This window comes from Pontibacter korlensis, from assembly GCF_000973725.1.
Taxonomy (GTDB): Bacteria; Bacteroidota; Bacteroidia; order Cytophagales; family Hymenobacteraceae; genus Pontibacter; species Pontibacter korlensis.
The window spans coordinates 4017675-4030393 of the sequence record NZ_CP009621.1 but is presented as its reverse complement, the minus strand read 5'-3'; the positions used below and the strand labels follow the sequence as shown (position 1 = coordinate 4030393).

At 45.3% G+C, this 12719-nt stretch carries 7 protein-coding genes, 1 tRNA gene and 1 pseudogene; 7 read left to right on the top strand and 2 right to left on the bottom strand.

Features of this window, described 5'->3' with window-relative positions; translation table 11 throughout:
- Window positions 1–35: 35 nt before the first annotated feature.
- Window positions 36–440 carry an START-like domain-containing protein gene (locus tag PKOR_RS17325; protein ID WP_046312395.1) on the bottom strand — a complete coding sequence of 135 codons (405 nt, stop codon included), beginning with the start codon at window positions 438–440 and terminating at the stop codon, window positions 36–38.
- Window positions 441–574: 134 nt separating this feature from the next.
- Here PKOR_RS17325 and PKOR_RS17320 point away from each other — a divergent pair.
- The 5 genes and pseudogenes from PKOR_RS17320 (at window position 575) to PKOR_RS17300 (ending at window position 6985) form a co-directional block, all read left to right on the top strand.
- Window positions 575–648, top strand: a tRNA-Met gene (locus PKOR_RS17320).
- 315 nt (window positions 649–963) lie between these two features.
- On the top strand, window positions 964–1356 hold the full coding sequence (locus PKOR_RS17315) for a hypothetical protein (protein ID WP_046312394.1): 393 nt from the start codon (window positions 964–966) through the stop codon (window positions 1354–1356).
- 809 nt (window positions 1357–2165) lie between these two features.
- Window positions 2166–3767 carry an alpha-amylase family glycosyl hydrolase gene (locus PKOR_RS17310; protein WP_046312393.1) on the top strand — a complete coding sequence of 534 codons (1602 nt, stop codon included), beginning with the start codon at window positions 2166–2168 and terminating at the stop codon, window positions 3765–3767.
- A 37-nt stretch (window positions 3768–3804) separates the two neighbouring features.
- On the top strand, window positions 3805–5637 hold the full coding sequence (treZ, locus tag PKOR_RS17305) for a malto-oligosyltrehalose trehalohydrolase (RefSeq protein WP_046312392.1): 1833 nt from the start codon (window positions 3805–3807) through the stop codon (window positions 5635–5637).
- A 192-nt stretch (window positions 5638–5829) separates the two neighbouring features.
- Window positions 5830–6985, top strand: a pseudogene (locus PKOR_RS17300) (IS256 family transposase).
- Between the two features lie 166 nt (window positions 6986–7151).
- Here the strand turns inward: PKOR_RS17300 and PKOR_RS17295 are convergent.
- Window positions 7152–9077 (bottom strand): ABC-F family ATP-binding cassette domain-containing protein, encoded by a 1926-nt coding sequence (locus tag PKOR_RS17295; RefSeq protein ID WP_046312391.1) that lies wholly within the window; start codon window positions 9075–9077, stop codon window positions 7152–7154.
- A gap of 358 nt (window positions 9078–9435) precedes the next feature.
- Between PKOR_RS17295 and PKOR_RS17290 the strand changes: the two genes are divergently transcribed.
- Entirely contained in the window at window positions 9436–9987 is a 552-nt protein-coding gene (locus tag PKOR_RS17290) for a 2'-5' RNA ligase family protein (RefSeq protein ID WP_046312390.1), read from the top strand.
- Between the two features lie 448 nt (window positions 9988–10435).
- Complete coding sequence (locus tag PKOR_RS17285) at window positions 10436–12646, top strand: catalase (RefSeq protein ID WP_046312389.1); 2211 nt, start codon at window positions 10436–10438, stop codon at window positions 12644–12646.
- Window positions 12647–12719 lie beyond the last annotated feature (73 nt).

The following is a 12719-nucleotide window of genomic DNA, read 5'->3' as shown; positions in this document are numbered from 1 at the left end:
ACCGTGCAAAGATACGCTTTACTCCTGCAAACTAGCTACCCTCCTACTAATTCCCGCAGATTTTGCAGCAAATTATCCCACAGTTCTTCCAATTCCTCCTCATCATCTTCGTTAGAATAGTCAACCACTTTCAGAAACTGCTCCTGCGTTAGCTCGCTGGACTCGATTATGAAGTCGATGTAAGGTCCGTCAGGCGTATGCTTTTTGTTCTCGTTCAGGAAAAGAAAGCGAACAGACCTGTTGGTGCGATGCCCTGTCATCTCGGCGTAGTGGTTACGACCATCCCAGATGAAGTTGAAGATATTGCTCTCATCCACTCTTGCATCGTCGCAGAACCATTGCGCAAGGCCACCTGGTGTGCTCAGGTAAGGGTAAAGCAGCTTAGCGGAGGCGTTTATTGGATACTCGCGCACAAATTTCAGCTTCGTCTCTCTCGTCATAGGGATATTGTAAGTGTCTGAGTAAGTATAGTATTAATTCTTCAAAGTATGTATATCTGAAAAACAAAATATTTTTTTTTAGACAAGATGCTTGCATATTCAAAAACCTTTCAGCTATATTTGCACCACAATTCGGCGGGGTAGCTCAGATGGTTAGAGCGCAGGATTCATAACCCTGAGGTCGGCAGTTCGATTCTGCTCCCCGCTACTAACGAAAAAGGCTTGTAGATGTAAATCTGCAAGCCTTTTTGCTTTCTAAGCTGCACCTAATAGCAAAGCAGTTTCTTGAACAGCTCACCAGCCTCTGATTTCGCCCCTCGATGTATGCTTATCTATTTGTGATAGAAAGTAGTTCTATAGCCACGTTACACCAAACAACCCTCTTCATTCATAGCCTTAGAAAGTTCAGCTGGTCATACTGTCCCACCAAGCACGAACGAGCTTTTTACAGGCTGGTTGAACAAAGGGATTATTTCTTTTGTAGTATATAGTGTCTTCCAGACAGAAGCTTTAGCCATACTATATGCAGTTTGAAATCAACCAGTTTTTAGAAAGACTACACCATACAGCACAATCTAAAGAAGAGGCTGCCCAAATGATATACCACGAAATCAGGATGGCAGAAAATCAAAAAGTTGGGTTCTTAGACCAGGCCGTAGAAAGCCCTGACTTCTACAAGTTACTAGGCAGTAAAGTAGACAACTATATTACTTACCTAAAGGTGCTGCACAATAAGATTAGACCAACAGGCTCCAAAGAACCAGATGAACAAGTTTACCAACCAGACAAAGACATCATCAACCTTACAATGAAGCTTGTAAGGCATTTAGAGCAGGTTGAGGAAACAAGGTTAAACAAAAGTATAAGCGGCACCCCCAAAAGTAATCTTAATATTACAAAAGAAGACTTTAGCTAAGTTCTTCCAAACACCCGTGTAAGTTAGCAGCTTTACTCTCTTCAAAGGGCATAAAGAAGGAGCCGAACACTAGTGTTCGGCTCCTTCTTTATGTGTGTTAGTCCCTCCCCCAAGGGAAAACGCGTCTACCCTATTCGCTTTGGCTACTATCTGCGAGCGTGGTCTTTCAGAAAAGTTGCCTTATGCAATGGCTTATCTTTGTGGCTGGCATATGCTGCACAGTAAGTCTGCCGGCAAGATGAAAAAACAACTACTGCCAGTACAAAAAGAAGAAGCTTTGGTAAAAGTGTTTTCATAAAATAATAATTTGTTGTTTATGTGTTTAGCTGTTATTTCTGACTTAAAAGAAGTAAAAAAGAGCCCTTGGTATAAATGAGGGCCTTATTTGTAAATGCAAATATATGAAGATATAAATCAATGCAAATAAGTATTTTTCTACATTACAACAACAAAATACAAAGTACAATAAATGCTTGTTTTTTTGAGCTTGCCTGAAGTATTAGCCTTAGAATTGCAATAAAAATATTTTTGGTTATTTCTTCACTTGCACACAAAAACCATCCTACTCACCTGTGTTACTTACTACTACAGGCGGCACTGCCACCTTTACTAAAACCTTCTCTTAGGTTGGTACTGCATCTCAATCCGGATGCACCCTATGTTAACTTACTACTTGAAGAAAATTGACTGTATCAGATAAAGCAGCATCAGAAACCTGAGCGGTGTGCTTATTTCCTAGAATGATATCTCCATAAGCCTGCTTGCGTAGATAGCTAACTAAACAAATGCGAGCTATATACCTTTGAACTATGAAGCAAGAACAGCAGTACCTTTGGTGGCAGTCAGGCACAATTTATCAGATATACCCCCGCTCCTTTCAGGATTCTAATGGAGACGGCATTGGAGATTTGCAGGGTATCATCAGCCGGTTAGACTACCTGGAGTGGCTTGGTGTCACTGCTGTATGGATATCCCCAATATATCCCTCTCCCATGGCAGACTTCGGCTACGACATATCTGATTACTGTGATATCCATCCCCTCTTCGGAACGCTTGATGACTTTGACCAACTAATACAGGAAGTGCATAAGCGTGACATGAAGCTAATACTAGACCTGGTTCCTAATCATACCTCAGATCAGCACCCGTGGTTCCTGGAGTCCCGCTCTTCAAAAAACAACCCAAAGCGCGACTGGTACATTTGGCATGATGCTAAGGAAGATGGCTCTGAGCCTACTAATTGGCTGAGCGTATTTGGCGGCAGCGGATGGGAATGGGATGAAAAAACTCAGCAGTACTATTACCACGCCTTTTTAAAGGAGCAACCCGACCTGAACTGGCGCAACCCAGAGGTACAGCAAGCCATGTTTGATGTAATGCGCTTCTGGCTCGACAAGGGTGTAGACGGCTTTAGAGTAGACGTAATGTGGCACATGATTAAGGATGAAAAGCTGCGAGACAACCCTTCTAACCCCGATTACAAGCCACACCAGGCTACCTATGAACAATTGATACCTGCATACTCTACCGACCAGCCAGAGATACATGATATCGTATCCAAGATGCGAAAAGTGACTGATGCCTACAAAGCGCGTGTTTTGATCGGTGAAATATATCTGCCTGTGCACCGCCTAATAATCTATTATGGCACGAACAACAAAGGAGCACACTTGCCTTTTAACTTCTCGTTGATAACACTTGACTGGGACGCGCACAAACTAAGTTCGCATATCAGCGAGTACGAAGGTGCTCTGCCAGAGGGAGGATGGCCAAACTGGGTAATAGGAAACCATGACCAGCCACGTATTACCAGCCGTGTAGGGCAAGCTCAAGCAAAGGTGGCTGGTATGTTACTCCTTACCCTACGTGGCACACCTACCTTATACTATGGCGATGAAATTGGAATGCGAGATGTGCCTATTCCACCGGATAAAGTACAGGACCCACAAGGCCTGAATATGCCCGACAAAGACCTAAGCCGTGATCCTGCGCGCACGCCTATGCAGTGGGACAGCAGCAACAATGCGGGCTTTACAACCGGCGAGCCCTGGCTTCCACTGCCATACAATTTCCAGCGGATAAATGTGGAGGCGCAAAGAGAGGACACATACTCTATGCTCTCCTTTTACAGGCGAATATTACAGCTTCGCAAGCAGGAACCTGCGCTTCACATAGGAGATTATGAGCCAGTTGTAACCAACGGGTCACTTTTAGCATTTATCCGTAAAACCGAAAGCAAAAAATACTTGGTGGTGCTAAACCTGAGCCATAAGCCATGTATTTTCAGACTTAACACGCAAGAGTACAAAGGGACAATTGTACTGGCCACCTCACCTGAGCGCGAAGGTAAAACTATAGAAGCAAATATTAGCCTTTATGGTGATGAGGGTATTTTGATCGAACTGGACTAAGCTTTCTGTAAAGGTTATACTTTAAATATACCTCCCAATGAAGACAATTGGAGCAGCCTACTTAGGTTCGGGACGCTGCCGCTTTACTGTGTGGGCTCCACTGAAAGAAAAGGTCTCTTTACTCCTACTGCACCCCGAAGAGCAGGAAGTAGAGATGCATCAGGAAGATTGGTGGTATTTTACAGTTGAAGTTACCGACATAAAACCAGGAGCCAGATACCGTTTTGTCCCAGGTACTGGCAAAGAAGGCTTTCCCGATCCTGCATCCTGTTACCAACCAGAGGGTGTACACGGTCCATCAGAAGTTGTAGACCACTCAAGTTTTGAATGGACCGACGGGAATTGGCAGAATATTCCCTTGTCGGAAATGGTAATTTATGAACTGCATGTCGGCACCTTTACACCAGAAGGCACCTTTGAAGCAATAATTCCGCGCTTGGAGGAGCTGAAAGAGACCGGAGTAAACGCTATAGAGTTATTGCCGGTAGCGCAGTTCCCCGGCAACAGGAACTGGGGCTATGATGGTGTATATCCTTATGCAGTGCAAAATACCTATGGTGGTCCTACAGCACTAAAGAAGCTAGTCAATGCCTGTCATAGCACAGGTATAGCCGTACTGTTAGACGTAGTGTACAATCACTTGGGGCCAGAAGGCAATTATCTCGAAAAGTACGGGCCATACTTTACAGATAAGTATAAAACTCCCTGGGGAAAGGCCGTTAACTATGATGGCGAGTATAGCGACGGCGTGCGAGACTATATTTCTCAGAACCCAAGGTTTTGGCAGGAGCACTACCATGTTGATGGACTTCGCCTGGATGCTATTCACACCATCTTCGATCAGAGCGCAATATCCATATGGGAGCTATTCAGGCAGGAGGTGGGAAGCATGGATAAACCTTTTTACCTGATTGCTGAAAGTGACCTGAACAGTCCCAGGGTAGTGCAACAGGCAGAAAGCGGCGGCTTTGGATTTGATGCACAGTGGCTGGACGACTTCCACCATGCCCTCTATGTGCTGCTAGACAGGAAAGGACAGAAATTTTACGTGGATTTCGGCAAAATTGAGCAGCTAACCAAAGCTTATAAAGAGGGCTTTGTACATACTGGAGAGCATGTTGAATTCAGGAAAAAGACCTTTGGTACATCTTCGCGCCATGTAAAGGGTGATTGCTTTGTGGCTTTCACCCAAAACCACGATCAGATTGGCAACCGCATCAATGGCGAAAGGATGAGTACTTTGGTAGACTTTGAGCGCTTGAAGCTTTCTGCTGCTGCACTCCTGCTATCGCCTTACATACCGATGCTGTTTATGGGCGAAGAGTATGGTGAAGAAAATCCTTTTTTATACTTCGTTAGCCATACTGACAAGGAATTAATCGAAGCCGTACAAAAAGGTCGTAAAGAGGAATTTTCAGGGTACAAGTGGGAAGGCGAGCCACCAAACCCACAGGATGAGAAAACTTTTGAGAAATCTAAGCTCCAATGGCAGAAACGTAGCAGCGGAAAGCATCAGGTACTGCTAAGATGGTATCAGAAACTAATCAGCCTGCGCAAATCAGAACCGGCACTGCAGAACTTTGATAAAGATAATATTCAGGCAGAACCGCTGGGGAAAGAATCTTTCATACTTAAGCGACAGAGTGAGCAGCAGAATCAAAAGCTCTTTTGCCTGTTTAACCTTAGCGAACATACACTACAGTACCAATTTCCAGATATTGATAGCAGCTATAAGCTTATACTTAGTTCCAAGGATGAACAGTGGATCGAGGAGAAAGCAGAGGCTGTCACTTTGCCTGAAGAACCTGAAAGAGGCACATCCATTACTTTGCCCCCTCTAAGTATATGCATCTACAAGAACAAACCTTAAGTCATAGATTAAGCAATTGCAGAAAAAAATTTAACAATCAACACATTGATTGTTAAAAACTGTAAATCTTAGAGCAGAGAAACTATTGATGCAATAAAGTAAATAAGCTTTAAGAAAAGCAAAAAAGCAACGGCGAGTCTGTAAAACAAACTGTGTCAAAGGATTAGCAGTATTACCTTTAACACAGTCAATATGGAAGAGAAAAACGAGCTGGATCTGGAGAAGATCAAGCGCCAGTTCCTGGAGGAGTTCCGGAGCGGCAAACCCACCTTCGGTAAAGACGGCGCGCTTGGCCCCTATTAAAACACTTCTTAGAAGCCGCCCTGGATGCGGAGATGGCCCTGCACCTGTCGGAAGAGCAGCGAGCGAAGGGCAACCGGCGCAACGGCAAGCTTCGAGCCGCAGATCATCAAGAAGCGGGAAACCGTGCTGGCCGAGAACCTGGAGCCCCGCATACTCAAGCATGTACGGCCTGGGGATGAGCCTGCGGGACATCTCTTCGCACCTGAAGCAGATGTATGACATGGACATCTCCCATGACACCCTGGCGGCCCTCACGGAGAAGATCGTGCCCCAGGTAAAAGAGTGGCAGGCCAGAGCGCTGGACCCGCTCTACTGCATTGTCTGGCTGGATGCCATGCACGACAAGGTGCGGCAGGAAGGGCGCACCGTCTCGAAAGCCGTCCACAACATCCTCTCGCATTGACCGCCAGGTCACAAAGAGCTGCTGGGCGTGTACGTACCGGAAAGCAAGGGAGCCACCTTCTGGCTCTCGGTGCTCACCGACCTGCAGCAGCGAGGCGCAGCCGACATGCTCATTGCCTGCATTGACAACCTCAAGGGCTTTGCCGAGGCCATCAGCAGTGTTTATCCTCAGGCTGAAGTACAGAGTTGCATTGCCCGCCAAATCCGCAGCAGCAGCAAGTACGCGGGCTCTAAGGATCAGAAGGAGTTCATGCGCGACCTGAAGCCCGTATACCGGGCAGAGACTAAAGAACTGGCCGAACTGCGACTATTGGAGCTGGAGGAGAAGTGGGGCAAGAAGTACCCGAGGGTCATTGAGAGCTGGCAGCGGAACTGGGACAAGCTGAGCACGTACTTTAAGTACACCGAGCCGATCCGGCGTCTGATCTATAGCACCAACACCATTGAGGGCTTCCACCGCCAGGTGCGGAAGGTGACCAAGACAAAGGGGGCCTTCCCCTCGGATATGGCCCTGCTGAAGCTGATTTACTTATCCCATCAGAACATCAGCAAAAAGTGGGTGATGCCGCTAGCCAACTGGAGCCAGACAGCCCAGCAGCTCTCGACCTGGTTCGGCGACAGGATGCCGCTGGACTTGAAGTGAGACGCACTTCAAAAGATGGCCCTGTTGCTGTAGGGATTCACACCAGTACACCAACAGGGCCAGTAAATGAAAAGAAGGAAATGACACAGTTTAAATTACACTCCCGCAACGGCACCTGCTATTATCAGGTACCATTGCCTTTGTACACTAAAAATGATATTGCTACTTAATCAGCGAGCTTCGTTTCAAGCTCTTCAGCTTCTATCATCAGGCTCTCCCACTCTTCCTGCTTCTTATCCAGCTGATTTTTTATACTTTCAAACTCTTTGGTTGCTTTCTGCAACTTGTCTATATCACCGAATACCTGTGGGTCTGCTAGGTGCTTCTCCTGGGCCGCAAGCTTTTGTTCCAGAACCTGTACTTCTTTCTCCACCTCATTCACCTGCCTATTTACTTGTTTAAGCTGGTTTGTCAACTGGGAAAATTCGCTTTTATCCCGAGACTGCTTCTCTACCTTAGCCGCAGGAGCATTAGCTATTTCTTTTTTTGTTTCCTTCTCTCGTTTCTCCTGCCAAGCTTCATACTCATGATAGGTACCAGGGTACTCCTTCAACTGATAGTCTTCGATGTACCAAATCTTGGTAGCTACATTCTCCACAAAGTATCGGTCGTGAGAAATAACTACAAAAGTACCTTCATACTGCTCAAGCGCCTGAATAAGGATATTCACCGATTGCATATCCAGGTGGTTGGTAGGCTCGTCGAGCATCAGGAAGTTTGCTTCTGAGATAAGTGTCTTAGCCAAGGCAACACGACTCTTCTCCCCACCAGACAGCACTTTAATCTTCTTGAATACTTCATCGCCTGTGAAGAGAAAAGAGCCTAGTAATGAACGTAACTCTACTTCCGACTTACCGGATCCTGCCTGCTGTAGTTCTGTCAGCATGTCGTTCTCCACGTTCAACGACTCAAGCTGGTGCTGCGCATAGAATGAGAGTATAACGTTATGCCCAAGCTCCCGCTTACCCTTAACAGGCTCTGAACCGGCAATAATGCGCAGTAAGGTAGACTTACCCTTACCATTTGCACCAATCAGAGCAATCTTATCGCCACGCTCAATATGCACGTTTGTATCCCGAAAGATAACCTTATCGCCATAGGCCTTGCTCATATGCTCAAGTCGTAAGATATGGCGACCCGGCTGTGTATTAAACTTAAAGCTAAAGTTCACCTTAGCGGCTTCTGGTGCCACTTCATCAATGCGTTCCATGCGGTCGAGCATCTTCTGGCGGCTTTGTGCCTGCTTGGCTTTAGTGGCCTTAGCTTTGAAGCGCTCAATAAAACGCTCAGCCTGTCGGATCTGCGCCTGCTGGTTTTCATAAGCACCTTTCTGTATCTCGTTACGCATAGCCTTCTCCTCTAAATAGAAGCTATAATTACCAGCATATACATTCAGTTTAGCACCAGACACTTCCACTGTCATGTTAGTGGTGCGATCTAAAAACTCCCTGTCGTGCGATACAATAACTACAGCACCTTCATAGCGCTCCAGGTAGGACTCCAGCCATTTGATGGAAGGTAAGTCCAGGTGGTTGGTAGGCTCGTCGAGCAGAAGCAGCGAAGGTTTCTGTAAGAGAATCTTAGCGAGCATCACACGCATGCGCCACCCACCAGAGAAGGAAGCTAACGGCTGTTGAAGCTCCTCTGTAGTAAATCCCAAGCCTTCCAGAATCGCCTCTGCTTCGGCTTGCATTGTATAGCCACCCAATGCTTCAAAACGCTCTTGCAAGGCCGCCAGCTTATCTACTAGGTCATCATGAAAGTTATTTTCAAACTCCACCAGCACCTTATCAATCTCAGCCTGCAAGCTTATAGCTTCGCTAAAGGCCTGCATGGCAACAGAAAGTATGCTTTCGTGGGTCTGGTAGCTTAGTAGATCCTGATTTAGGAAACCAATAGTTGTCTCCTTACTCATCTGTATACTTCCACTGTCTGGTGTATACTCACCCACAATCAAGCGCAGCAGTGTAGACTTACCTGTACCATTAAGGCCTATAAGACCAATTTTATCTTTAGGTTTGATGTGCAGGTTAGCATCATCATACATGCTACGGCTGCCAAAATGAAAGTTCAGGTTGTTGATAGAAATCATGCGACTCGGTATACTTTAAGAGGCAAAGGTACTTAATTTTACCTGTGAGATAAAAACAACAGCTATCCTTAAATGGTGCACCTTAATACAAGTATAAATCTTCTTAAATTGAGCACCAGAATTAACATGAGCTATAATAAGACACAGGCTTTTGGCAATAGTCATGCAATAAGCCAGATGGAATAGCCAAATATACAGCAGAATGTTTCTCCAGAAGATTCTACCCTTACTCAATCAGTAGAAACAACTGGCTATTGATTGAGTAAAACAATATTGACAAATATACCGTTTAGATAATTTATGCAATTGCCGGGGCATAAGTTGCATCGGCAGAAACTGGTACCGAAAGCTTTACTATATGATCGCGATTACCTCGCTTTTAGACAAGCAGACTTCCGAACGTGTGTCAGAGCTAACTCAGCTCTTAGAAGATAAATTCGGATTGAACGGTGTTAAAATCACTCCATACCCGCACCTGACACTTCTTACCGCTGAAATTCCTGACATGGAAGAGTTAAAGCAGTACCTGGAGTTAACCTGCTATGAAGCGCAGAACTTCAAGATACGCACCACAGGACTAGGCATTTTTCCAGGTGAGCACCCCGTCATCTACATCCCAGTATTGCGCACGCCTCCTCTAAACCAGTTTCATGGTCGGCTGCACAGCGATGTTTCTGAAATGAGCACTGAAATGGGCGTATACTATAATACAAACCTGTGGCTGCCCCATATTACTCTTGCTCTCGGCGATACAACACCTCCAATACTCGGACCTGTCCTCTCCTTCCTTTGCCAGTTCAACTTTAACTGGGAAATCACTCTTGATAATCTAACCATACTTCAAAAGTGTGGCGAATACTACTTAAAAGACGAAGAATTTCGCTTTGGGAGGCGTGAGTTAATCTACTAGCTTGTCTATAGACGCACTCTTACTGTAGCCCCTCTGACTTTAACGGAATTTACCTCAAAAAAAAGCGACTGAAGGATTATGCCTATAATCCAAAGTACACCTGCCAAAAACAACTTTCATCAACTAAATAAAAGCTGTAGCTTATTCTAAGCAATGCATTATATAGTAACAGTTTGAGGTCTTCTATCTGGCTTTTTCTTAAGTACAAGCTAATAAACTGCTCCTGCAGCAAAGCTTCATTTTTTGACTTATCCTCTTATACTTCTATTTTAATACTGTTTTAATACAAAGTAAAGAAGGTAATCTTCAACTCCTTGCAAGTCACTAACGTAACCACAAAAGGACACACATTCTACTCTAAACTTACAGTGTTGGTACAGGTGCATTACTATCAAGTCTCTGTTCCCCACTCTAAACCACCGTAATACATTATTAATTAGTACCCACTATGAAAGAAAACGAAAACAAGGACGAAAAGCAGTTCGATCCTTCACGCAAAGTTGACCAGAACACGAAGAACCACCAGCTAGCATCTTTTAGGGAAGACCCGAAGGACCAGTACATGACCACTGATCAAGGTGTAAGGGTTAACCACACCGATGACTCCCTCAAAGCAGGCTCACGTGGGCCAACTATTATGGAAGACTTTCACTTCAGGGAAAAAATGACACACCTGGACCATGAGTCTATTCCGGAACGTGTGGTTCATGCCAGAGGCTCAGGGGCACATGGCTACTTTCAGCCATACAATGACTCCATGAAAGAGTATACCAAGGCAAAATTTCTGACAGACCCTAATTCTAAAACCCCTGTGTTTGTAAGATTTTCTACTGTTGTGGGCTCCAGGGGTTCTGCGGACACAGTGCGAGATGTACGAGGATTTGCTACAAAGTTCTATACTGAAGAGGGCAACTACGACTTAGTAGGCAATAATATTCCGGTATTCTTTATCCAGGATGCCATCAAATTTCCCGACTTAGTACATGCCATCAAGCCAGATCCTGACAACGAAATACCACAAGCCTCAGCCGCACATGACACTTTCTGGGACTTTGCTTCGCTGATGCCAGAGACAAACCACATGCTGATGTGGGTGTTATCTGACAGAGCTATACCACGAAGCTTCCGGATGATGGATGGTTTTGGAGTACACACCTTCCGTTTTATAAATGAAGCCGGCAAGTCACGTTTTGTAAAACTCCACTGGCGCTCGCTGCTGGGAGCACATTCCTTGATGTGGGATGAGGCACAGAAGCTAGGTGGCAAAGACTCCGATTGGTTAAGACGAGATCTATGGGATGCCATTGAGAAAGGTGATTATCCAGAGTTTGAGTTAAGTGTTCAGATTGTGGAAGAAGAAGACGAGTTTAAGTTTGATTTTGACTTACTGGACCCTACCAAGATTATTCCGGAAGAGCTGGTGCCACTGCAGCCAATTGGCAAGATGGTGCTGAACCGCAACCCTGATAATTTCTTTGCAGAAACAGAACAAGTAGCCTTCCACCCCGGAAACCTGGTGCCAGGCATAGATGTAACAAACGACCCTCTGCTGCAGGGTCGCCTCTTCTCCTATATCGACACCCAGCTAAACCGTTTCCATAGCTCTAATTTTGGTGAACTGCCAATAAACAGGCCAGTATGTCCGGTACACAACCAACAGGGAGCAGGTTTTATGCGGCAAACCATCAACAAAGGCAAAGTAAATTACTGGCCTAACTCCCTCGGAGGTGGCTGCCCTATGATGGCACCAGAAAACATGAATGGGTATGTACATCATATGGAGATGGTAGAGGGCCATAAAGTTCGCGCCCGAAGTGCAAGCTTCAATGATCATTATAGCCAGGCCACGATGTTTTGGAACTCCATGACGGAACCAGAGAAAAAGCATATCATAGCCGCCGCTCATTTTGAATTAGGCAAAGTACAGTCTAAAGAAGTGCGGGAGTGTATGGTAGGCCAATTCCATAAGATAGCACCAGAGTTCGGTAAAAGCGTAGCCGAGGGAGTAGGCGTAGAAGTGCCGACAAACTTTGAACAAGAGTTGACCGGGAACTACAAAGACAATGAGGCTTCTAAAATGATGAAAAAAGGGAAATCGGTTAAAGAATCCCCGTCAGTTAGTATGGAACGCAACAAGATCGAAACCGTTAAGACGAGACAAGTTGCTATACTGCTAGAGGATGGGTTTGACTGTAACGAGTTGGTTCAGGTAAGGCAGGCGCTAATGGATGCGGGGGCACAAGTTAAAATTGTTTCAAAGTTTCTGGGGATGCGCAAGGCCAGCAATGGTGAAGAGGTAAAAGTAGATAAAAGCCATATCACAACAGCCTCTATCATGTATGACGCACTCTACATACCGGATGGCAAAGCAAGTATAGAAATTCTTATGAAAGAAGGCGATGCGCTGCATTTCATAAATGAAGCCTTTAAGCACTGCAAAACTATAGCCACTTCAGGTGATGGAATTAGGCTGCTAGAAAAATCTGGCATTGTCGGAGTGCGTTATGCCGACAAAACATCGCAATCTGTTAAGGATGATACAGGTGTAATAACTGCTGGTAATGATGCTGATGCCGATGAGTTTGCCGAAATGTTTATGGCAGCCATCAAGAAACATCGCCACTGGAACCGAGAGGAAAGAATGATGGTACCAGCCTAATGAAACAACCATAAAGTAAAAGCGGCTGCAGTAATAAACTGCAGCCGCTTCAATTATCAAGGAAGAAAGATTC